The following is a 22,588-nucleotide window of genomic DNA, read 5'->3' on the forward strand; positions in this document are numbered from 1 at the left end:
TCACCGCGCCTGCCCCCGGCGATAGGTCCTGCCCACCGCGCGCGGCGTGCGCAGCCGTTGCGAGAACAGCGCCAGCACCAGCAGCGTCGCCAGGTAGGGGCTGGCGGTGATCAGCTCGCGCGGGATGGAGTCGCTGGTGGCGTACCAGAGCCACAGCAGCCCGGCCAGCACCACGCTGGTGGCGGCCGCCGCCCGCTTGGCCCGGGTGAACTGCCAGACGGCGAGCACCAGCAGGCCGAGCGAGAAGAGCAGCAGCATGGCGTGCACGGTCGCCGCCTCGCGGGTCTGCAGCGCGTCCATGAAACCGAAGAGGCCGGCGCCGGCCGCGACCCCGCCGGGCCGCCAGTTGCCGAAGATCATGGTGGCCAGGCCGAGGTAGCCGCGGCCGCCCGTCTGACCGTCCTGGTACATCCGGATCAGCACCGCCAGGTAGGCGCCGCCGAGGCCCGCCAGTCCGCCCGAGACGGCGAGCGCCACGTACTTGTAGAAGTAGACGTTGACGCCGAGCGACTCGGTGGCCTCCGGGTTCTCGCCGCAGGACCGCAGCCGCAGGCCGAACGCCGAGCGCCACAGCACGAAGTAGCTGGCGACGAACAGCAGCACGGCGAGCAGCGTCAGCCAGGACACGCTGGTGACGGCGGCCCGCAGGATGCCCGCGGTGTCCGAGACCAGGAACCAGTGGCGGTCGGCGATGTCGCCGAGCCAGTCGGAGACCCCGGGCACGGTGAACGGTTCGAGCCGCTCCATCTGCGGCGACTGCTTGTCGTTGCCGCCGGCCGCCGAGGCGGCGCTGCCCTCGGCGCCGAACCACAGCTTGGCGAGGAACTGCACCACGCCCAGGGCCAGGATGTTGATGGCGACGCCGGAGACGATGTGGTCGACGCCGAAGGTGACGGTGGCCAGCGCGTGGAGGAGGCCGCCGAGCACGCCGCCCACGATGCCGGCCGCGACGGCCGCCCACGGCCCGTGCTGCCAGCCGATCCAGCCGGCGGCGAACAGGCCGAGCATCATCATGCCCTCGAGGCCGATGTTGACGACGCCGGAGCGCTCCGCCCACAGGCCGCCGAGCCCGGCGAGGCCGATGGGCACGGCGAACGTCATCGCGCTGACCCACTGCTGGGTCGAGGTGATGCTGTCCTCGCCGGTCGCGACACGCACCACGGAGAGCAGCAGCAGCGCGCCGGCCACCACGAGCAGCGCGCCCGAGGTGGTCAGGCGGCGCCGGCCGCCGGCCCGCCGCTGGTCGTCGCCGGGGCGCACTCTCGCCGCCAGGTTGGAGAGAGTCGTGGTCACCGGGACACCTCCGCCGGGTCCGAGTCGTTCTTGCGGGCGGACGCGCTGGCCTGGGCGGCCAACTCCTCACCCACCAAGCGCTGCTGGCGCCTGATCCCCCACCGGCGCACCAGCTCGTAGGCGACGACGACGGACAGCACGATGATCCCCTGCATCACGCTGACGATCTCCTGCGCGTAGTCCTCGGCCTCCAGTTGGGTCGAGGTGCGCTCCAGGAAGCCCCACAGCAGCGCCGCGAAGGCCATGCCGACGGGGTGGTTGCGGCCGAGCAGGGCGATGGCTATGCCGGTGAACCCGAGGCCGGCGGGGAAGTCGTTGCCGTAGTTGCCGCTCTCGTTGAGCAGTGTCGGCATGCCGACCAGGCCGGCCACGGCGCCGGAGAGCAGCATCGCGGTGACCACGGTGCGCTTGACGCTGACGCCGCTGGCCTCGGCGGCCGGCTCCGACCGGCCGACGGCCCGCAGGTCGAAGCCGAAGCGGGTGCGGTTGAGGACGAACCAGTAGGCGACGCCGATCACCACGGCGATCACCACCGTGCCGTGGATCGGCTGCACCCGGGTCGCGAACTCGAAGAACATGCCGGACTCGGGGATGTCCGGGGTGTGGACGATGTTCCCCTCCAGCTCGGCGAGCCGGCCCTGCTGCAGGAAGTAGCCGATGAGCGAGCCGCCGAGGAAGTTCAGCATGATGGTGGTGATGACCTCGCTGACGCCCCTGGTGGCCTTGAGCCAGCCGGCGATGCCGGCCCAGATCGCGCCGACCGCCATCGCGGTGGCCAGGATCACCGGGATCTGCAGGATGCCCGGGAGGCTGAGCGAGCCGCCGACCACGGCGGCGAAGAACGCGGCGACCCGGTACTGGCCGTCCACGCCGATGTTGAAGAGGTTCATCCGGAAGCCGATGGCGACGGCGACCGCGGACAGGTAGTACGGGATGGCCCGGTTGACGATCCAGACCTGGCTGTCGCTCTTGGTGCCGAAGTCGATCATCACCTCGTAGGCCCGGAACGGGTTCTGTCCGGTGACGCCCATCACCGCCGAGGTGATGGCGACGGCGGTGACGATCGCCAGCAGCGGGGCGGCGACGCCGAGGACCAGCTTCTCGCGGTCGATCCGCAGCGCGTTCCTCACGCCTCGTCACCGCCTTCCGGTTCGTGGTGGGACTCCAGGTGCCCGGTGGCCGCGCCGGTCATGGCGGTGCCCAGCTCCTCGGGGGTGATGGTGGCGGGGTCGGCGTCCGCGACCAGGCGGCCGCGGTACATGACGCGCAGGCTGTCGGAGAGACCGATCAGCTCGTCGAGGTCGGCGGAGATCAGCAGCACCGCGAGGCCCTCGCGTCTGGCCTGCCTGATCTGGTCCCAGATCTGGGCCTGCGCGCCGACGTCCACGCCGCGGGTGGGGTGGGCCGCGATCAGCACCTTGGGCCGGTGGCTCATCTCGCGGCCGAAGATCAGCTTCTGCTGGTTGCCGCCGGAGAGCGAGCCGGCGGTGACCTCGATGCCGGGGGTGCGGACGTCGTACTCCTGGACGATCCGCCGGGTGTCCTCGCGGGCGGCGCGGATGGTGAGGAACGGCGGCCGGCCGTTGGGCGGCTCGGTGACGTGGCCCAGCATCCGGTTCTCCCACAGCGGCGCGTCGAGCAGCAGCCCGTGCCGGTGCCGGTCCTCCGGGATGTAGCCGACACCCGACTCGCGCCTGGCCCTGGTCGAGCGGCGCGTGATGTCCTCCCCGTCCAGCGTGACGGTGCCGGCGTCCGGCGGGCGGATGCCCATGACGGCCTCGACCAGCTCGGCCTGGCCGTTGCCCTCAACGCCGGCGATGCCGAGGACCTCGCCCTTGTGGATGGTGAAGCCGACGTCGGCCAGCAGGTCACGCGGCTGGCCGTCCGAGTCGGTGCCGGCGAGCCGCAGCCCCGCCACCGTCAGCACCGGCTGGTCGGTGACGGTCGACTCACGGGTCTCCGGGGTCGGCAGCTCGCTGCCGACCATCAGCTCGGCCAGCTGCTTCGGGTTGGTCTCGGCCGGCACCACGGAGGCGACGGTCGTGCCGCGCCTGATCACCGTGATGTCGTCGGCGACGGACAGCACCTCGCCCAGCTTGTGCGAGATGAACAGCACCGTCAGCCCCTCGGCGGTGAGCTCCCGCAGGTTGCCGAAGAGCGCGTCCACCTCCTGGGGGACGAGGACGGCCGTCGGCTCGTCGAGGATCAGCGTGCGGGCCCCGCGGTAGAGCACCTTCAGGATCTCCACGCGCTGGCGGTCGGCGACGCCGATCTCCTCCACCAGGACGTCGGGGCGCACGCCGAGGCCGTACGACTCGGACAGCTCCAGGATCCGCGCCCGGGCGCGAGCGCCGATGCCGTACGCCTTCTCGGCGCCGAGGACGACGTTCTCCAGCACGGTGAGGTTGTCCGCGAGCATGAAGTGCTGGTGGACCATGCCGATGCCGCGGGCGATGGCGTCGGCCGGGGTGTTGAAGGAGACGCGCTCGCCGTCGATCTCGATGGTGCCCTCGTCCGGCTTCTGCATGCCGTAGAGGATCTTCATCAGCGTCGACTTGCCGGCGCCGTTCTCACCGACCAGGGCGTGCACGGTGCCGCGTTGCACGGTGATGTTGATGTCGTGGTTGGCGACGACACCGGGAAACCGTTTGGTGATGCCGCGCAGCGCGACGGCCGGAACGGCCGAACCGCGCTGGGACGGAACGGTGGAGGCTGTGATGGCGCACACTCCTTGAACGACGACCGCCCCTGGCGGGGCGAGGGCCCCGAAGGGACCGGCGCCCCTGGCGGGGCGAGGGCCCCGAAGGGACCTCGACTTCTCGAACGCGGGCCCTGCCGGGACCCTGCGGGGCTTCGGCACGCCCGGGCCTGGCGGCCCGGCCGCCTCGTACCACGGCCGACGGAACCTTACGCCTGCGGCGGCCACGCCGTCAGGCGCAGCCCTGGCAGGGCACACCGGGGCCGGGGCGGCCCGGCCCACGGAGGGCGACACCTTTCGGCGACGTACCCCTCGGGCCGGGCGAACCAGGCCCGACGCTCCGAGGAGCGCGGGGCCGGCCCCGGTCCCGGCTACCGGCTACCGGCCCTTGCGGACCGGCCGCCGAAGGCCGTCAGGCCGACGGCCCACCGGCTCGGGTTCCACCGGACGCCTGAGCCGAACCACCGGCCCGCAGGGCCGGTTGGCCGCCGAGCCGGAGACCGCCCGGCCGGGCGGCCGCGGTTTCCACCGGCCCGCGGGGCCGGAGGGCCGGGCTCGCGGGTGGGCGGGGAAGGCCCCCGCCCGGTCGGCCCTTACGGGGTCTGCGCGACCTCGATCTCGCCGGAGACGATGCCGTCCGTCGCCGCCTGGATCTCCTCGGCGATGCCGTCGATGAAGCCGCCGGACGTGGCCAGCGAGACGCCGTTCTCGGCCAGGTTGTACTCGTGGGTGCCGCTCAGCGGCTCACCGTTCTGCACGCTCTGGATCAGGTCGTAGACGGCCACGTCGACGCCCTTGACCGCCGAGGTCAGGATCGAGTCCTGGTACTCGGCGAGACCCGGCTGCTGGTACTGGTCGGAGTCGACGCCGATGGCCCAGGCGCCCTCGACGCTCGCGACCTCCTCGATCGAGCCGGCGCCCGACTGGCCGGCCGCCGTGTAGATCACGTCGATGCCGCGGCCGAGCATGCCGTTGGCCTTCTCCTTGGCGCGGGCCACGTCGTTGAAGCCACGGTCGTCGTTGGTGTACAGGTACTCGACCGACACCTCGACGTCCGGGTTGGTGTCGGTGACGCCCTGCACGAAGCCGGCCTCGAACTTCTGGATCAGCGGGTTCTGCACGCCGCCGATGAAGCCGACCTGCCCGCTCTCCGACGTCAGCGCCGCGGCCACGCCGGCCAGGTAGGACGCCTCGTGCTCGGCGAAGACCATGCTGTAGACGTTGTCGCCCTCGGCCACCGCGTCCACCACGCCGAAGGTGGTGTCCGGGAAGTCCTCGGCGACCGTGGCGATGGCGTTGCCGTAGAGGTAGCCGACGCCGATGACCGGGTTGTAGCCGGCCTGCGCGAGGGACTCGAGACGCTGGACGCGGTCCGCGTCGGTCTCCTCGTTCTGGGCGGTCCTGGTCTCGATCTCGATGCCGAACTCCTCGGCGGCCTGGTCGCCACCGCGGGCCGCGGACTCGTTGAACGAGTGGTCGTCGCGGCCACCGACATCGAAGGCGATCGCGGCGCCCTGCGCGCCGCCCTCGCCGTTCTCCCCGTTGTTGTTGGACTCCGTTGAGCTCTCGCCACAGGCGGCCGCAGTGAGCGCGAGAGCCGTGGTGAGGGCGACAGTTGCTGCCAGACGCGATACGCGGCGCAAGAGGACGGTCCCTTCAGTTGAAAGCGCCTCTTACCGGCGCCGTTGCCCGCCGATCGTAACGCGCGTAGATGCGGGGAAAAGACCTGGGGAATTCCTGTTATCAGATCGGTGTGAACGCAACGTGGAGGCAACACGGCGCCGTGTCACACCGTTCCCGAGGGGTCACGCTCAGGCGGCCCGAGGGACGAAGGCGACGCGCGTCTCCTCCGTGTCGATCGACACGTCGAGCGTCGCGTCCAGGGCCCTGCTCAGGGTGCGCAACAGCGGCAGGGTAGGCGGTGTGCCGCCGCCCTCCAGCCGGCGCACCTCCTCCAACGAAAGACCAGCACGCTCGGCGAGCGCGAGTTCGTCGATGCCGAGCGCGGAACGCCGGTCATAGACGGCCTGCCCGAGCGCGATGGCCGCGCCGGCCTCCACATACGCGGGGTCAAGGCGATGCTCCTCGGGTACGGACCACGACGTGTGATAGCCCGCGCTCATGGCAGCTCCTCGAATGTCCGGTGATACGCGGAGAACGCCGGCGGATGCAGCGACTCGCACTCCTTCTGGGCCCACAACGCCCGCTGCACCTGCCGGTCCTCACGCATCCGCGTCTTTCTGAAGACGGTCAACAACACGATACGACGCCGCGGAGCCAGCCAGTAGGTGACGCGGAACGCCTCAGCGCCGAGGTAGAAGCGCAGTTCCCGCACGGGCCCGTCCAGATGTCGGGAGTACGGCTCTCCCAGTGTCGTCGGAGAGTCAGCGAGACGATCCGCGTGACGCTCGACAGCGCGGTAGTGCTCGCGGGGCAGGGCATCCAGCCATGCTCGTACCTCCGGCTCGATCTCGATTTCGTACCGCTGGTCCACCGCGTCAGGCTAGGCACGGGCGTCCCCCCGCCGTCGGCCTTTCGTCCTGTTGCGCCCCATCGGGTGAAGGAACCCCCGGACCGCTACCCCCGCCACAACTCGGTGGTGTGCGCCGCGACCAGGTCGGTGATCGCGCGCAGCGCCTCGGCCGCCGGGCCGGCCGGGAGGCGGCGGCCGTCGCGGAGGCGGAGGGCGACGGTGCCGGCGGCGGACTCCGCCGGGCCGATCACCGCCTGGTAGGGGACGAGCCGCGCGCTCCTGATCCGCGCGCCGAGGCCGCCCCGCCCGGGGCCGCGCACCTCCGCCCGCAGGCCGAGCTCCACGGCCCGCCCGACCAGCCGCTCGGCGGCCGGCAGCTCACCGTCCGAGACCGGCAGCGCCACCAGTTGGAGAGGCGCGAGCCAGGCCGGGAACGCGCCGCCGTGCACCTCGACAAGCTGCGCGACGGCCCGCTCCACGCTCCCCACGATGCTGCGGTGCACCATCACCGGCCGGTGCCGGGCGCCGTCCGCGCCGACGTAGCCCAGGTCGAACCGCTCGGGCTGGTGGAAGTCGACCTGCACGGTCGACAGGGTCGCCTCGCGGCCCGCCCCGTCCACCACCTGCACGTCGATCTTCGGCCCGTAGAACGCGGCCTCGCCCTCGACCGCCTGGTACGCCACGCCCTCCCGCTCCAGCACCTCGCGCAGCAGGACCTCCGCCCGCCGCCACTTCTCCGGGTCGGCCACGTACTTGCCGCCCGCCCCGGCCAGCGAGAGCCGGAAGCGGGCCGCCTCGATTCCCATCGCCGCGTAGGCCCGGCGGATCATGGCGAGCGCCGCCCCGGCCTCGTCGACCACCTGGTCGAGGGTGCAGAAGACGTGCGCGTCGTTGAGCGAGATCGCCCGCACCCGGGTGAGGCCGCCCAGCACGCCCGACAGCTCCGCGCGGTACATGCCGCCCAACTCGGCCATGCGCAGCGGGAGGTCGCGGTAGCTGTGGCCACGCGAGCGGTAGATCAGCGCGTGGTGCGGACAGAGGCTGGGCCGCAGCACCAGCTGCTCGCCGCCGAGCTCCATCGGCGGGAACATGTCCTCGCTGAAGTGCGCCCAGTGGCCGGAGATCTCGTACAGCTCGCGCTTGCCGAGCACCGGCGAGTGGACGTGCCGGTAGCCGGTCCGCCGCTCCTCCTCCCTGACGTACTCCTCCAGGGTGTGCCGCACGGCGGCGCCGTCCGGCAGCCAGTACGGCAGCCCGGCGCCGATCAGGGGGTCGGTGTCGAACAGGTCGAGCTCGCGGCCGAGCCTGCGGTGGTCCATGGGTCTGCTCCTCGGTGGACGGCGAGGCGGGTGACCACACGGCGAAGCCCCGGGGCATCCGCCCCGGGGCTTCGATCAGATCATCGGTCAGCGCGCCGGGACTCTCTCCGGCGTCGTCGTGGCGAATCCAGCGCGCTTCACGCGTCCCATGGTAGCGGCCGGTGGTCTCAGGCCGTGAACCCGCCGTCCACGCTGAACTCGGCGCCGGTGACGAACCCCGCCTCCGGGCTCGCCACGTGCGCCACGGTCGCCGCGACCTCCGCCGGCTGCCCGAAGCGCCCCGCCGCCGTGAAGCCGGCGAAGAACTCGGCGTTGGGCCCGTCGGCCGGGTTGGCCTCGGTGTCCGTGGGGCCCGGGTGCACGATGTTGACGGTGATGCCACGGGAGCCGAGCTCGTGGGCCAGTCCCCTGGTCATCCCGACCAGCGCCGCCTTGCTCGTCGCGTAGAGCCCGAGGCCGGGGAACGGCGTCCGCGCGGCGACGTTGCTGCCGATGGTGATGACGCGGCCGCCCCGCTCCATGTGCCGCACGGCGGCCCGGGTCGCCAGGAACGGGGCCCGCACGTTGACCTCCAGGGTCTGGTCGACCTCGGCGAGCCCCAGCTCGTCCAGCTTCCCGAAGTGGAAGACGGCGGCGTTGTTGACCAGGATGTCAAGACGGCCGAAGGTCGCGGCGGCCTCGTCCACGGCCCCGGTGACGGCCTCCGGGTCGCCGCTGTCGGCCTGGATCGCGAGCCCGCGGCGCCCGGCCGCCTTGATCCCCGCCACCACCTCGGCGGCGCGCTCCGCGTCGTTCACATAGGTCAGGGCGACGTCCGCGCCCTCCGCCGCCAGGCGCAGCGCCACGGCGGCGCCGATGCCGCGGCCGCCGCCGGTGACCAGGGCGACCCGTCCGTCGAGTCGGTTGTTTCCTTCGTTCATGCCGTCGAGCCTGCCGTCGTCGGGCCGCGGCGGCTGGCGGCGAAGCGACATCGCGTTCCCGGCCCGTAGCCTTGGCCGCATGGCGACGGACGTGATCGTGCTGAACGGCGGCTCCAGCTCAGGCAAGTCCCGCATCGCGCGGTGCCTCCAGGTGGTGCTGCCCGAGCCGTGGCTGACGCTGGGCGTGGACACGCTGATCGAGGCGATGCCCGCGTCGATGCGGGCCTCGGACGCCGGGATCGAGCTGGCGCCCGACGGCGGCGTCAGCGTGGGCGCGGGGTTCCGGGCCGTCGAGGCGGCGTGGATCGCCGGGGTGGCGGCGATGGCCAGGGCCGGCGGGCGGGTCGTCGTCGACGAGGTCTTCCTCGGCGGCGCGGCCTCCCAGCGCCGCTGGGAGGCCGCGCTCGGCGGGCTCGACGTGCTGTGGGTCGCGGTCCGCTGCGACCCCGCGGTCGCCGAGGCCCGCGAGGCCGCCAGGGGCGACCGGGTCGGCGGCATGGCCAGGTCCCAGGCGGATCTGGTGCACCGCGGCGTGGCCTACGACCTGGAGGTGGACACCACCCACACCGAGGCCATGGAGTGCGCCCGGCTGATCGCCGCCCGGGTCGGTCAGAGGGTGATGCCGCCGTCCACCGGGAGGACCACGCCGGTCACGTAGGAGGCACGGTCGCTCAGCAGCCAGGCGGCGGCCTGCGCGACCTCCTCGGGCTCCGCGGTGCGGCCCAGCGGGGTGCGCTGGTTGAGCTGGTCGACGACCCCCGGCGACTCCGTCTCCCAGTCCCGCAGCATCTCGGTCAGCGTCGTGCCGGGCGCGATGGCGTTGACGCGGATTCCCTCCCGGCCGTAGGTGACGGCCGCCGACTCGGTGAGGCTGTTGACGGCGCGCTTGGTGGCCCCGTAGGCGGACAGCTCCGGGTTGGCCATGAGGCTGCCGGCGCTCGAGTTGTTGACGATGGCGCCACTGCCGGCCGTGGCCCTGATGGCGGCGACCTCCGCCGCCATCGCCGCCCAGGTGCCCCTGAGGTTGACGGCGTAGACGTGGTCGAAGTCGGCCTCCCGCGCCTGGTCGAGCGGCCCGGGCGGCACCCCGGCCGCGGCGTTGTTGAAGGCGACGTCGAGCCGGCCGTGCAACTCCACGACCCGGTCGACGGCGGCCCGGACGCCGGCCGGTTCCGCCAGGTCGCACACCACGTGGTCGGCGGTGCCGCCCGCCGCCCTGATCTCCTCGGTCACCGCTTTCAGCTGCGCCTTCGTGCGGGCCGCGAGCACCACCCGCGCGCCCTCCCGGGCGAAGAGCCGCGCCGCGGCCGCGCCGATGCCGCGCCCGGCGCCGGTCACGAAGGCCACCTTGCCGTCCAGCAGTCCGCTGTGTTCCGTCATGTTCTCCATGGCCACGACCCTGCGCCCGGCCCGCCGGCTCATCCAGGCACCGGCGGTACCTGGCTGCGCCCCGCGCGACCGCCGCACACTGGATGCCGTGGACAGACGCGAGCTGGCCGGCTTCCTGCGCAGCCGGCGGGAACGGATCGACCCAGCGGACGTCGGGCTGCCCGCCGGCACCCGGCGCCGCACGCCCGGGCTGCGGCGCGAGGAGGTGGCGCAGCTGGCGTTCATCTCCACCGAGTACTACACCCGCCTCGAACAGGCCCGCGCCCCACGCCCCTCCCGCGAGGTGCTGGCCGGCCTCGCCCGTGCCCTCCGCCTCTCCGACGTGGAGCGCGTCCATCTCCACCACCTGGCCGGCGCCCCACCGGGTCCCCCGCCGGGGCCGCCGCGCGAGGTGCGGCAGAGCATCCTCGACCTGCTCGACCGGCTGCCGCAGGCCGCCGCGATCGTGCTGTCCGCGACGTTCGAGATCATCGCCTGGAACGGCCTCGCGGCCGCCCTGATGGAGGACTTCTCCGCCCTCCCCCGCCGCGACCGCAACCTGCTGCGCCGCACCTTCCTGCCGGACGCCGCGCCGCCCTACGGCCTGGCGGAACCCGCCGAGTTCGCCCGCAGCGCCGCCCACCAGCTCCGCGCCACCGCCGCCCGCTACCCCGACTCCCCCGAGGTCGCCGACCTGATCCGTGAACTCCTCACCGGCAGCGAGGAGTTCGCCCGCCTGTGGGCGTCCCACGACGTGTGCGCCCAGCCCGTCCTGTGCAAGACCTTCCACCACCCGCTCATCGGCCCGATCGCCGTCAACTGCGACGTCCTCGACATCGCGGACCGCGACCAGCGCATGGTGATCTACACCGCCACCCCCGGCTCCCCCTCGGCCGAGGCGCTCCGCCTGCTGTCGGTGGTGGGCACGCAACGGATGGACGTGCCGGGCTGACCCAGCCAGACCTCCTGCCGGTCCCTGGTGACGGTCACCCCGAAGCCGAACAGCGGCGGGCTGCCGTTCTCCCGCCCCCACTCGACGGCGTCGGCCGCCTCCCGCACCAGATCGCGCGGCCCGTGCCGCCACGAGACGCCGCCCGCCGAGCGTGCCCACGACCCGCCGTCCTCGGTGGCCAGGAACCATCCGTCCTCCTGGGGCCAGCACACCACCCGGGCAGGCAGACCCCGAGCGCGAACCGACCATGCACGCCCAGCCCGTCGAGCTCAGGCAACGGCCCGTCCCTCACCCGCTCCCCGCCCTCCTCGAACTCGAACGGCGCGACGCGCTGCCCCCGCACCGGCATGAGCGCCTCCGCGCCGTGGAACCAGCCCCGGGCCGTGCCGTCCTCCCGGACCCGCAGCCAGATCAGCCCGGTGCCGCGCGCGTTGGGAAACCAGGGGGTGACGATCTCCCCACCGGCCCGTACCTGCGTCAGCCACGCCGCCGGCACGCGCCGCACGGCGGCCGTCGACAACAGCCGGTCATACGGGCCCCGGCCCGCCACCCCACCTTCCCGTCACCCCACACGAGATGCGGCCGGTATCCCGCCCTCCGCAGCGCGAGCCCGGCGCGGTGCGTCAACCCGATGTCGACCTCCACGCTCGTGACACCCCGCTCCCCCACCCGCTCACAGAGCAGCGCGGTGTTGTACCCGCTGCCGGTCCCGACCTCCAACACCCTGTCCCCAGGCTGTGGATCGAGCGAGGTCACCATGTTCAGCACGGCGGCCGGCGCGCTGATCGAACTCGTCGGCTCCTGCCGCGCCTCGTCGATCCGCGTCACGACGGGCGCGTCCGCGTACACCAACTCCGCCCACCGCCGCGGCGTCTTCTCCCGCACCACCGGCCGCCAGCGTTCCCCGCCCCACTCCCACACCACCTCCGGCGCGTACCGATGGCGCGGCACGCGCTCGAACGCGGCCCGCTGCCAGTCCTGCTGGAAGTGCCCGCCGTCCGCCAGCGACTCGGTGAGCCGCTGGTGGAACTCCTCGATGTCGAGGCTCACTTGCAGTGGTTCCCGTTCCCTTCGGGAAGCCTGTACCGATTTCGATTCATTTCGACTCCTCATATCAAATTTGGCGCGAAGCTGGCGCGGATGACGGTGCCGCTCATCCTGAGCGCAGTGGTCAGTTCCTCTTGCAGATGGGCTGGGATGACTACGGTGTCGAGAGCGCAACGTTCGAGAAGGGCGGCGCAATCTGACGCCTGCTGTTCGGTGGCGAGCGTCCGGAAGCATGGGTGGGCGAGGCATTCCCGGGCGGCGTAGCCGTCTGTGGCGCTGACAGTCCGGTGGTGCAGGGAGTCGATGAGATGCCGTGTGCCGGAGTGCTGCGCGGCGTCCGCGGCGTCGAGGATGGCGAGGCCGAGGCGGATGTCGAAGACGGTCATCCCGGGCTCGGTCTGCCGGTTGAGATAGATGGCCGTGAGGTCCCCCAGGTGGCTGTCGACCGGCTGTCCGGCGGCTCGGCGGCACAGCACGGTCAGGCAGCCCGTGACGGCCTGTTCCCACGGCTCGCCGGGCATGGTGTCGGCGAGGAGGACGGCAGCCCGGGCGGTGTCTCCTCTGACGAGGGCGGCGAGTACGGCGACTTGGCGGCCGTCCAGCATTCGCTTGCCTACCCCGCGGTGCGCTTCGATGTGAGCCAGGGCTTCGGCCCAGCGTCCCTCGGTGGTGAGGGCGCGGGTGCCGTCGGCGAGGAGCACGCGCCACAGCCAGGCGCGGACTTCGTGGCGGTCTTCGGCGGTGGCGACGAGATCCGCCGGTACGACCACGCCCGCGAATCGGACGGCTACGCCCGCCGCAACGGCCCTGTACAGGTCGTGCAGTCGCTGACGTGCCTGGTCCGGGCGGCCGGCGCGGATCTGGAGGCGGGCCAGGTTGACGACCGGTTCCAGCGCCCGGATCGCGCTCGCGGCGGGCAGGGGGCAGGCGTGGAGGTAGGCGGCGGCCTGCTGCTGGCACAGCTCCCGCGCGAGGTCGGGTAGGCCGAGATCGGAGGCGAGGAGCGCGGCCTGGTTGTGGACGGCGGAGGCGAGGGCCAGGTCGCTCTTCCGCACCGCCGTGTCGGCGAGTTCCGTCAGGGCGCGCACGCGGGCGGGCAACGGCAGGCAGGCGGGCCGGAATCGGGCGACGAGCGGGAAGCGCTGGGCTGTGGCTCCGTACGGGTCCATGGGTCCCCCGGGGTGTGGGCGAGGACGGCTGAGGCGACGGTGCCCGCCAGCCGTGCGGCTGGCGGGCACCGTCTGAAGTAGCGCGCGGGTGTCACCGCCAGTCGACGACGATGCGGTTCAACGGGGTGTCCAGGACGAAGAGGCCGAGTTGCTGCTCGCCGGCGGGGGCGTCGAGGGACTGGATCTCGAACGTGGCCGCACGGTCGCGGTAGTCGCGGTCCCAGATGCGGATGGCGTCGGCGACCTTCGCCGCCAGTTCGTCACTCCCGGGGCCGTGGCCGATGACGCCGAACTCCCACAGCCTGCCGCCCTCGGGAGTCTTCTTCTCCGACGGGCGACGGGCGAGGTAGGTGACGGCACCCTTGTCGACGGCCGCGGTCGACGAGGGGTAGGGGTCGGCGGCGAGCAGGGTGCCCTTGGCGCTCTGGGGGAACAGCATCCGAATGAGGCCGGAGGGCAGGGAGCAGGACACGAACAGTTCCATCCACTCCGGCGACTCCTCGCCGTGGACGGTCATGCCGGTCCATTCCTCGGTCCGCGGCTGGTCCAGGACGCCGGCGAGGGCGTCGGCATCGATGTTCTGGCCGGCCGGAGCCTGGAGCCGGACCGTGCCGTCCGCGCTGAGCGGGATGACGCGGCGGTCGTCGTCGGCGATGCCTCGTCGCAGCGGCATGAAGGTGTTCATCGCGCTGCCGAGGGATACCCAGCGGCCGTCCCGCTGCTCGTAGGCGATGGAGCGGGAGACGCTGCCCTTGAGGCGCTGGGGGACGAGGAGACGGCCGCCGGGGGCGAGTTGCCGCAGCCAGGCGTGCGGCACACCGTGCGCGCCCACGGTGGCGATGATCCGGTCGTACGGCGCTCCTTCGGCATAGCCGAGAGCTCCGTCCCGGGTCACCGCCCGGACGTTGCTGATTCCGGCGGTGGCGAGGTGCGCGCGGGCGCCCTCCACCAGGTCGTCGTCGACGTCGAGGGTGGTCACGTGCCCGGCTTCACCGACGAGGTGGGCGAGGAGAGCGGCGTTGTAGCCGGTGCCGGCGCCGAGTTCGAGGATGCGGTCACCAGGGCGGACGTCGAGTTGGTCGAGCATGAGGGCGACGACGCCCGGCTGGGAGGCGCAGGAGATCGATGTGCCGTCGGTGTCGTACTTGATGTGCACAGGCGCGTTGGCGTAGGCGTCCTCAAGCGTCGCATCCGGTACGAAGAGATGCCGGGGCACGGTGCGCAACGCCGTCTCGACGCGAAGCGTTCGGGCGTGTCCCTGCTTGCGCAGTTGGTCGACCAGGGCGTTGCGAAGCTGTTCGGCGTCCGCTGTGGGGGCGGTGCTCGTGGCGGTGTTCACCGCGCTGACGCTATCGGCCCCGGGCACGGCCTCGCCGGACGGCGCGGTGCTGTCACTCGTTCCCATGACTACCTCTCGTGCGATGGTGGACAGGGCGCTCTGGTCGTCCCGGAGGAGACCGGCGCGGTTGGCATGGAAGATCACGTGATGGGTGATGACGGCGCGCAGCCCACGGGTCAGGACACCACCGTGGGCGAGAGAGGCGAGCGCGGCGCCCGCCCGTTCGAAGGCGTCCACCCACCCCTCGTGGCCGGCGAGCGGGCCGTCCGGGCGGCACAGGTCGCGGGCGTCGGCCGTCATCAACGTGCGTAGCGAAGGCGCCAGTTCAGCGGCTCGCGCGGGCGGCACGGGGATGGTGCTCGGACGGAGACCGGCGACCTGCGCCCACACGTCACCCTGTTCGAACCAGTCAAGACCGGCTGCGCGCATCATCGTGCTCGCCAGGAGCACTGCGGTCTCCCGGCGCCCCAGGTGCCCCGGGCCAGGCTGATAGGCGAGCAGGTGACGGGCGTCGCCGTGGAACAACTCGTGGGCGATGTCCATGGCCGCCGGACCGCCGAACGCCGCCGTCTCGGGCTCATAGACGCAGGGCAGCCACGACACGGCCACCCCGTCTGCGACCAGATCGGTCAGCAGTGCTTCAACAAGGGGTGAGGGATCGTCGGCGAGGTAGCGCAACGGCCAGGGCTGCTTGTTCATGAACCACCAGCCGGTGAGCTGCCCTTCCATCTCGGCGGCGAGCAGGGCAGGGCCGAGGCGTTCGGTGATGGCGCGGCGAGCGCTGTCGCGGTCGACGAAGGTGATGTTGTGCTGCTGCCAGCGGTCTGGAGGCATGGGACTCCTTAGGTCGATGGTTCAGCGATGAGCAGGCAGGTGTCCCAGGCGGAGAGTGGCGGTGCGGCGATGGCGGGTGCGAGAAGGGCCAGGGCTGTTCCGGCGGCTCCGTCGAGCAGACCTGGGCCCTGTGCCTCGTCTCGAACGAGTGCTGCGGCGGTGTGCGTAGGATCGGCGCCGGGCGGATGCACCGCGGCCATGAGTGCCGGAATGGTGGCGCGGAGCCGGTCCGCGGTTGCGGGGTGGGCGTCGTCGGCTGTGCGGGTGGCGAGGTGGGCGAGGCCGGCGAAGCCGTGGCACAGGCCGTTGTCCGTGGTGGCCCTGAGCTGGCCTGGATCGGTGAGGGCGGCCACGAGCGCGTTCTCCGCGTCGATTTGGCGGGCGGTGTCGCCGAGGGCGATTGCGGCAAGTTGATGGGCGCGGGCGAGGCCGGCGGTGCCATAGCACCAAGACGGCCGTCGGGGCGCGGAGGGGACGAGCCGTCCGTTGCGCAGCTCGCCTCGGGTAAGCCAGTACGGCCAGGCCGGTCCGCTACTGGTCTCCTCGCGCCAGTTGTCCGTCCAGGCCAGGATGGTGCGCAGCGCTGCGTGGTGCCGGTCGACGAGGACGCCTTTCCGGGCGGCGAGAGCGAGGAGGGCGAGCACGCCGCCGATGCCGTGCGCGATGCCCATGTTGGCGTGGCCGCCGGGAAACCGGCCGTCCGGGCGGCCCGAGGGTCCCGTTTCGGTCCACCAACCCGGCAGGGTCTCGCCATGGTGGGTGATGGGCTCGGTGAGGCGAACGCAGTAGTCGAGGACGGCGCGCACGATGGGGCTTCCGGAGTCACGGCGCAGGAGGTAGGCGCCGTATCCGGTGAGGCCCCTGATTGCGTCGAACTCGGCGAGCCGTGGCAGATACCCGGTGTCGATGCGACGGTGTGCGGCGTCGAGACGTCGCCTAGCGTCGGCAGCGACCTGATGGTCCGTTATGTTCAGGGCACGCTGATAGGAGCCGGGGAGGTGGGCGGCGGCGCAAGCCAGGGCGTGGGCGAAAGCGGGCGCCCCGTAGAAGGGGTGGCTGTCGGAGCCGCTGGTGATCGGCTGCCGTGCGGTGGCGGCGAGCCAGTCGTGGGCGCGGTGCCACGGGCCGATGCCGTTCGCGGCCAGCTCGATGTGCAGGAGCGCGATTCCCGGAGGTCCGTAGGCGAGGTGCTGCCGATCCGAGGACGCGGCCTGGGTCCCGTAATGCGCCGTGTCGGGGTCGGCCAGTTGGGCGGCGACGGCGGCGGCCAAGTCGAGCGCGGGGTGTCGGCTCACGACCTTCTCCCGTTGGTGCGGGCGATCCAGGCGAGGGCGGCGGCCCGCGCCAGGTACAGGCACACCTCTTCCTCCGGGAAGTTCACGGCGACGTGCCGCACGAAGTGCACGTGGAGCAGGGAGGTGAGGACGTCGTCGATGGCGATGCCCTGAGTGTCCGGGCCCGGCAGGTGCAGCCGATAGGCAGCGAGCGCGGTGTCCCGGTCGGCCCATCCCGACACGATGGCGTGCCCACCCGGCACTTCACGCAACGCGGCCCAGTCGTTGGACGGGTCGGCGAGCCGTACGGCCTCGGCGAACTGCGAGCGCGGAACGGGTTCGGGGGCGGTGGGCGGGGTGTGCTCGGTCAGCCACCGCATCGCTGCTTCTCTGCTGCCGAGGAACGCGGAGGTGATGGCGACGGTGTGAGCGGCCACCAACGCCCGCTGGTTCGGGCGTTGGTGCTGCGCGAGTTGGGCGAGGACGGCGCGCGAGTCCGCCCGGAACACCTCCTCGGCCGCCTCCCATGCAGCGCCGGAGCCCCAGCGGCCCATCTCGCGGTAGGAGGTGGGGTAGCGCAGATCGGCCAGCAGGCCGAGTTCGCGCAACGTGTCGGCCCATGCGCTCACCGTGCGGGCCGTTTCGGCGAAGGCATCCGGTCTTGGCAGAGCGATGCGCAGACGGAGGTGCTGGGCGGGGTCCCGGAAGCGGACGAACCACCACGGCGGATCAGCGAGCTGCTGGAGGAGACCAGGCAAGTGCTGTGCGAGCACCGCGTCCTGGCGACGCGGGTCGCCGTAGATGGCGGCCAGGAGCACCGTGGAAGTGGCGGGGCTCTGTGTCTGGGTCGTGGACAGGGCGCGGGCCCGGGTGGGGGCGGGCAGAGGCGGCCACGCCGCTGGCCGAACCGCCTTCAGAGGGACGAGCACCTCGTGCGGGCGGCCGTCGCACCAGCCATACGCCTCGGGCTCCGGGGCCTCCACGAGGACGGCCGTGCCCGTGCGGTCGAGGTGCTGGCGCAGGAGCGTCCGGTGGCCGGCCTGGTCGAGGTCGAGGAAGAGGCGCCGGTCATCCTCCGCGAGGCAGACTCGCCGTGGCAGCCGCCGCCGGGACCGCCAGTCGGTGAGGGCGGAGTCCCACTCGGCCCGGGGGCAGGTGGGGGGCGGCAGCTCGGTCGCCTCCAGCCGCCACCGTGCTGGGGCGAGAACCGTACGCCCGTAGCTCAGGCGCGGCAGGAACGGCATGGCCGCCGCGGCGCCCCAGTCGAAGACGGTGACCTGTGCGCACTGGGCGCGGGACAGCTCGGTGAGGAACCGCGCCAACGGCGGAGTGTGTGTCCTGAGGTTCAACGCGTGCGTCGCGATGGCCTCCACCCGGTGCCCTCCCTCCGGGACGGCCAGGTACATGCGGCGGCCGTCGCACCCCACCGCCACGTCAGCGGGGGTGAGGACACCGTTCCCTGGGGCGTGGTGCTCCTGGAGGCTGAGCACCGTGGGCAGGATCTGCGGGGTGCGGGCGACGTGGGCAGTCTCGGGCAGGAGCGGCGGGAAGGAGAGCTGCACTGGCACGGTGTCGCTGTCCGCGGCTGGCAGGTCCGCCAGCTCCGAGGCCAGGGCTCCGCGCTCATCGAGGGCGAGCACGCTCAGGAAGCGGCCCGTGGCGACGCCGGCACCCCGGGACACGCTAACGACCTCCAGCCGGAACCGGCCGCGACGCAGTTCCTCCAGACCGACCGCGTGCACCCGCACCCCGACTTCGAGGTGCGGCGGCACCCGGGGCTCGTCGGGCCCCACGTCCAGGGCGGCGATCAGCTCGTCGGTGAGGCCCACCTCGTCGCGGCCGTCGAGAGCGGCGGCCTGCGCCAGCCGCACGAGCACGTCGTCCCGGGCGGAGACGCGAGGCCGCCGCGCACCAGCCGGCGCACCCGGGTAACCGTCGGGATATCCGGTGCCGCTGTCGGCCACGACCTCTGGGAGCGGCACCATGGTGCCGATGCCGTACCGCTCGTAGAACCGCTGGTGGTAGGCGCCCCACGCCGGGGTGCCGTACGGGCGGGCGCAGACACGGGCCAGAACCAGGGCGGCGCGCTCGACCTCGCGGGCGACCGCCTCGGGCAGGACGAGGCGGGCGTCCAGGCGCAGGTCGAGCGCGAGAGGGTGGCGACGCAGCCCCGGCACGAGAGTCCGCATCCGTGCGGCGACCCGGTCTCGGCCGCCGCGCGTGGCGCACTCCCCCAGACCGGTGTGCACCGCCCGCAGCTCGCGCACCATCTCCGCGACCTCGGCGAGGGCCCCGGCGTCAACCGCGTCGAGCTGCCCGAGCAGATACCTGAGGGCGTCGGTCTCGGTGCTCGGCGCGTGCAGGCTCGTGATCAGCACCCGCCGCCGGGTCAGCTCGACCAGCAGCTGGCGCACCTTCTCCGCCCCGGCCGCGGGGAACTCCGCCCGGAGGTTGTCCGCGAGCGCGCCGAACCGGATCGGAGCCCGGGAGGCGGCGAGGACTGCGCGCACGGGTTCGGTCAGGGCCAGGGACGCCTCGACCGCGCGCGTCCGCTCGTCCTGGATGTGGGGTTGGAACGGCACGACGAGCCGGTCACCGCGGCTCGTCACTGTGTTGTTGACGACTACGGGCAGCCGTTCGAGGAGGTCAAGGCACACCTCCAGCCGGCCGACGACGGCGGCAAGCCACTCCGCTCCCGCACGGACGACGGCCACGTGCTCCCCGCCCCAGCCAACGCTCGCCCGCTCGCCGAACCCGGCGGTGGTCACACCGGCGAACAGGCCGAAGGGCGTCGCCCGGTGCTCGGCGCGCAGCAGATAGCGGGCCACGGACAGTGCAGCACGCCGCACGTCCCGCCAACTCGGTTTCTCGGACGTGCACACCACACGCACCCGCGCGCCCAGAACCGGGCTCGCGTGTTCCAGTGCCTCAGCAACGTCTTCGTCCGACCAGACCGCGCGCAACCACGCGGCGCAGGCGGCCGCCCCGTCCGGAGAGCGGTCGTCGAGGTCGGGGAAGGCAGGCCACGACCGTGCCGGCCGGGCCACGGCTCGGACCAGGGCAGTCCTGCCGGTTCGGAACGCTGGGAGCGGAGCAGCCACCACTACCTCCGTAAGGCGAAGGAATCGGCGACCGGTGCCGCCACACCGAAGGGGTGACGGCACCGGCCCGTCGAGATACGGGCCGTCAGGTCACGCCACGTTGGTGACGCAGGCGCCGCAGGTGCTGCCGCACCCGTCGTCGGTCAGGTTGACCAGGCCCGCCGGGTCGGCGACCTCCACCAGGGAGACGTCCAGGTCGAAGCCGTCCGACGCCCCCGTCGTCCGCTGGACCACCTGAGTGCTTCGCGGCGCTTCGATGACTCGAGTCATGCCAACTCCTCTGTATCGCTGGAAGGTTGTGGTGGTGCCCGTAGTCACTCCGTCCTCCGTACGAAGCGCCACTCGGGCGGCGCCTCTACAGCGGAACTCACTCAGCGTGTCCGGCAATTGGGCTTCTCGCACATCCGGACCGTGATATCACTGGCGTGATATCCAGCCGTTCGGGGCCGGGCCAGCCTGTTCGTCGCCAGGCCGGCGGGAGGTAGGGATGGTCGTACCGGGCGAACGACGATGTGCGCGATGCGGCTGTCAACTCAGCCGCTACAACGACGCCGACCGATGCTCGGCCTGCACCAGGACGTCGTTCAGCACCGCTCCCCCGCCTCCCACCGTCCCCGACCGGGTGTGGCGGGCGCCAGACGTGCGGAGTGCCCTGGGGGCCTGGGACTTCGCGCTGGCAAGCCGCCTGATCCGCCAGCGCTCCTCCCTTCGGCAAGCGGACATGGCAGCCCTGACCGGGCTCAGCCAGGCGTACCTGTCGATGCTTGAGGCAGGCACCCGCCGGCTCACCAACATCGACAAGGTCATCAGCTTCCTCGTCGGTCTCGGTGTCCCCGACGAACTGATCCGGTTACCCATACCGCGACGCTCCCCGGGCACGGTGCCGGTCAGCTCACCAGCTCGGACCGGGCTGGACGATCCCGCCTTGCCGTGGACAGCGGCCCGTATGGTGGCTGCCCTGAGCGAAGTGGTGGGAAGTGAGCCTGTGGAGCGCCGGAAGTTCCTTGCCGTCAGCGGGATGGCCCTGACCGCCTACGTACACCACTGGGGCATGGCCGAAGCCGAGCCGCTGGCGCGGGCGCAGAAGGGCAGCAGGGTCACCGAGGGACTCGCGCAGCAACTCCAGGGCACCATTGATCATTTGCGGACGATGGATGCCAGCGCCGGTAGCGGTAGTCTCGCCGAACTCGGCAGAACCCACCTGACGCTGGTCATATCTCTACTAAAAAACAGCTCCTACAGCGAGGCGGTCGGTCGTCGGCTGGCCGGCATCGCCGCAGACACCGCCGCCCAGACCGGCTGGTTCTACTTCGACTCCGGCCAGCACGTGGTGGCACAGCACTACCTCCTGGCCGCCCTGCGAGCCGCGCACGCGTCCAGCGATCCCCGCCTGGGAGCGGCAGCTCTCTCATACCTGGCCATCCACGGCTACTCCACCGGCAATCCCCGAGACGCCGTCTCAGCCGCCCGCGCGGCCCGCGAGAAGACAAGGATGTCGGACACCCCCGCCCTGCATGCCATGCTCCTGACCCGTCAAGCACGCGGACATGCGAAACTCGGAGAAGAGCAAGCAGCCCGCCGCGCACTGGGCCAAGCCGCGGAGCTGTGTGCCGGTGGTCGCTCCGAGAACGATCCCCACTGGCTCTACTGGATCAGCGAAGGCGAAATCCGAGGACAGGCGGGAAGCTGTCACCTGGACCTGGGCAACCACGCACGCGCCGTCGAAAGCCTCACGGCCGCCGAGGCAACGATCAACCCCACCGAGTTGCGAACCCGGGCCCAGTTCCTCACCCGCACCGCCACCGCCCACCTGCGCATGGGGGACATCGAAGCGGCCTGCGCCACGGCGCACGACGCCCTGTCACGAGCCGAACACCTCCAGTCCGCCCGGCTCAACGAACACGTGCGGGAGTTCGCCAACGAACTCGCCACGGCAGGCCACGCCGCCCACGCCTCTGACCTCACCGAGCGGGCCGCCACCGTGCTACGGACGGAGCTCTGACCGTGGCCGATGCCGTACTCGTCCTGTGGGACATCGACCGCACGCTCCTGTACGTCGGCGACACCGACCGACAGGTCTACCGCGAGACCTTCCACCAGGTCATCGGCCACTCCCCCGAAAAGCTCCCCCAACGGGGCACCGGCGTGACCATGCCCCTCGCCATCCGCACACTCCTCCTGGACAACGGCGTACACGAACGGGACATCCCACAACTGCTGCCCAGGATGGTGGAACTTCTGCCCGAGCGCCTCGCCACGCACGTAGAGGAGATGAAGCGCAGCGGCAGACTGCTACCAGGTGCGGTCGAAGCACTTCACGCCGTGCACGAGGCACCGACTCTGATCCCCACGGTGGTCACCGGAAACCTCAAGCCGAACGCCGAAATCAAACTCCGTACCTTCCATCTGGCCCCGTACCTCGACCTCGACATAGGAGGCTTCGCCTCGGACGACCAGCACCGCCCCGCCCTCGTCGGCGTCGCCCAGAAACGCGCGCAGGAGAAGCACGGCCTCACGTTCACCCAATCCAACACCGTCATCGTCGGCGACTCATTGGAGGATGTCCGCACTGGGCTGGAGGGCGGCGCACTGGTGATCGGCGTAGCAAGCGGCACGACCTCCGGCCCAGAGCTCAGGCACGCCGGCGCCAACCTCATACTGCCCGACCTGCGGAACCCAGAAGTCCTACTGGCCGCCATAGCCACCCTCGCCCAGTGAGGTTTCTCAGTGAGTTCGGTCGGGCGACAACCTCCCGACTATTTTTACTTCCCCTCAGCCTGGAGATCGACCGGGCCAGGACT

The 22,588-nt window shown here is 72.0% G+C and carries 19 protein-coding genes and 1 pseudogene; 4 read left to right on the forward strand and 16 right to left on the reverse strand.

Features of this window, described 5'->3' with window-relative positions:
- From RNC47_RS13690 to RNC47_RS13725, 8 genes are all read right to left on the reverse strand, one after another.
- Positions 1–1,293: an ABC transporter permease gene (locus RNC47_RS13690; protein ID WP_394814778.1), complete on the reverse strand. Its 1,293-nt coding sequence runs from the start codon at positions 1,291–1,293 to the stop codon at positions 1–3.
- Positions 1,290–2,423, reverse strand: a complete 1,134-nt coding sequence (locus RNC47_RS13695) for an ABC transporter permease (protein ID WP_311598656.1) — start codon at positions 2,421–2,423, stop codon at positions 1,290–1,292. The genes RNC47_RS13690 and RNC47_RS13695 overlap by 4 nt, the downstream gene beginning before the upstream one ends.
- Entirely contained in the window at positions 2,420–4,021 is a 1,602-nt protein-coding gene (locus tag RNC47_RS13700) for an ABC transporter ATP-binding protein (protein WP_394814779.1), read from the reverse strand. Before RNC47_RS13700 ends, RNC47_RS13695 begins: the two co-directional genes overlap by 4 nt.
- Positions 4,022–4,584: 563 nt before the next feature.
- Positions 4,585–5,634, reverse strand: coding sequence for a BMP family lipoprotein (locus tag RNC47_RS13705; protein WP_311598657.1), 1,050 nt, complete (start codon positions 5,632–5,634; stop codon positions 4,585–4,587).
- A gap of 168 nt (positions 5,635–5,802) precedes the next feature.
- Positions 5,803–6,114 (reverse strand): helix-turn-helix domain-containing protein, encoded by a 312-nt coding sequence (locus RNC47_RS13710; protein WP_311598658.1) that lies wholly within the window; start codon positions 6,112–6,114, stop codon positions 5,803–5,805.
- On the reverse strand, positions 6,111–6,485 hold the full coding sequence (locus tag RNC47_RS13715) for a type II toxin-antitoxin system RelE/ParE family toxin (RefSeq protein WP_311598659.1): 375 nt from the start codon (positions 6,483–6,485) through the stop codon (positions 6,111–6,113). Before RNC47_RS13715 ends, RNC47_RS13710 begins: the two co-directional genes overlap by 4 nt.
- An 83-nt stretch (positions 6,486–6,568) precedes the next feature.
- The gene (thrS, locus tag RNC47_RS13720) at positions 6,569–7,783 is read right to left on the reverse strand and encodes a threonine--tRNA ligase (protein WP_311598660.1); all 1,215 of its coding nucleotides are present in this window, start codon (positions 7,781–7,783) and stop codon (positions 6,569–6,571) included.
- Positions 7,784–7,950: 167 nt separating this feature from the next.
- Positions 7,951–8,703, reverse strand: coding sequence for an SDR family NAD(P)-dependent oxidoreductase (locus tag RNC47_RS13725; protein ID WP_311598661.1), 753 nt, complete (start codon positions 8,701–8,703; stop codon positions 7,951–7,953).
- Positions 8,704–8,782: 79 nt separating this feature from the next.
- Here RNC47_RS13725 and cpt point away from each other — a divergent pair, with 79 nt between their 5' ends.
- Positions 8,783–9,361, forward strand: coding sequence for a chloramphenicol phosphotransferase CPT (gene cpt / locus RNC47_RS13730; RefSeq protein ID WP_311598662.1), 579 nt, complete (start codon positions 8,783–8,785; stop codon positions 9,359–9,361).
- On the opposite strand, the gene RNC47_RS13735 is transcribed toward cpt, so the two are convergent.
- Positions 9,313–10,092, reverse strand: coding sequence for an SDR family NAD(P)-dependent oxidoreductase (locus RNC47_RS13735; protein WP_311598663.1), 780 nt, complete (start codon positions 10,090–10,092; stop codon positions 9,313–9,315). The genes cpt and RNC47_RS13735 overlap by 49 nt on opposite strands.
- A gap of 88 nt (positions 10,093–10,180) precedes the next feature.
- Here RNC47_RS13735 and RNC47_RS13740 point away from each other — a divergent pair, with 88 nt between their 5' ends.
- A complete protein-coding gene (locus RNC47_RS13740; RefSeq protein ID WP_311598664.1) occupies positions 10,181–11,023 on the forward strand; it encodes a helix-turn-helix transcriptional regulator in 843 nt (280 codons plus the stop codon).
- Here RNC47_RS13740 and RNC47_RS13745 read toward each other — a convergent pair.
- From RNC47_RS13745 to RNC47_RS13775, 7 genes and pseudogenes are all read right to left on the reverse strand, one after another.
- Positions 10,936–11,238 (reverse strand): hypothetical protein, encoded by a 303-nt coding sequence (locus RNC47_RS13745; RefSeq protein ID WP_311598665.1) that lies wholly within the window; start codon positions 11,236–11,238, stop codon positions 10,936–10,938. The two genes, RNC47_RS13740 and RNC47_RS13745, sit on opposite strands and share 88 nt — an antisense overlap.
- Positions 11,239–11,522: 284 nt before the next feature.
- Positions 11,523–12,136 (reverse strand): annotated as a pseudogene (locus RNC47_RS13750) (methyltransferase domain-containing protein); the annotation flags it as partial.
- The gene (locus RNC47_RS13755) at positions 12,133–13,239 is read right to left on the reverse strand and encodes a hypothetical protein (RefSeq protein ID WP_311598667.1); all 1,107 of its coding nucleotides are present in this window, start codon (positions 13,237–13,239) and stop codon (positions 12,133–12,135) included. The pseudogene RNC47_RS13750 and the gene RNC47_RS13755, both read right to left, overlap by 4 nt.
- A gap of 91 nt (positions 13,240–13,330) precedes the next feature.
- Entirely contained in the window at positions 13,331–15,412 is a 2,082-nt protein-coding gene (gene fxlM, locus RNC47_RS13760) for a methyltransferase, FxLD system (protein WP_311598669.1), read from the reverse strand.
- 8 nt (positions 15,413–15,420) lie between these two features.
- Positions 15,421–16,707, reverse strand: coding sequence for a lanthionine synthetase C family protein (locus RNC47_RS13765; RefSeq protein WP_311598670.1), 1,287 nt, complete (start codon positions 16,705–16,707; stop codon positions 15,421–15,423).
- Positions 16,704–19,649, reverse strand: a complete 2,946-nt coding sequence (locus RNC47_RS13770; protein ID WP_311598743.1) for a lantibiotic dehydratase — start codon at positions 19,647–19,649, stop codon at positions 16,704–16,706. The genes RNC47_RS13765 and RNC47_RS13770 overlap by 4 nt, the downstream gene beginning before the upstream one ends.
- Before the next feature lie 228 nt (positions 19,650–19,877).
- The gene (locus RNC47_RS13775) at positions 19,878–20,057 is read right to left on the reverse strand and encodes an FxLD family lanthipeptide (protein WP_311598672.1); all 180 of its coding nucleotides are present in this window, start codon (positions 20,055–20,057) and stop codon (positions 19,878–19,880) included.
- A gap of 217 nt (positions 20,058–20,274) precedes the next feature.
- Here RNC47_RS13775 and RNC47_RS13780 point away from each other — a divergent pair, with 217 nt between their 5' ends.
- Together RNC47_RS13780 and RNC47_RS13785 are read left to right on the forward strand one after the other, a co-directional pair.
- The gene (locus RNC47_RS13780; RefSeq protein WP_394814780.1) at positions 20,275–21,789 is read left to right on the forward strand and encodes a helix-turn-helix domain-containing protein; all 1,515 of its coding nucleotides are present in this window, start codon (positions 20,275–20,277) and stop codon (positions 21,787–21,789) included.
- A complete protein-coding gene (locus tag RNC47_RS13785) occupies positions 21,786–22,505 on the forward strand; it encodes an HAD family hydrolase (protein ID WP_311598745.1) in 720 nt (239 codons plus the stop codon). Before RNC47_RS13780 ends, RNC47_RS13785 begins: the two co-directional genes overlap by 4 nt.
- The last annotated feature ends 83 nt before the right edge of the window (positions 22,506–22,588 follow it).

Source organism: Streptomyces millisiae (assembly GCF_031845425.1).
In the GTDB taxonomy this organism is placed as follows: Bacteria; Actinomycetota; Actinomycetes; order Streptomycetales; family Streptomycetaceae; genus Streptomyces; species Streptomyces millisiae.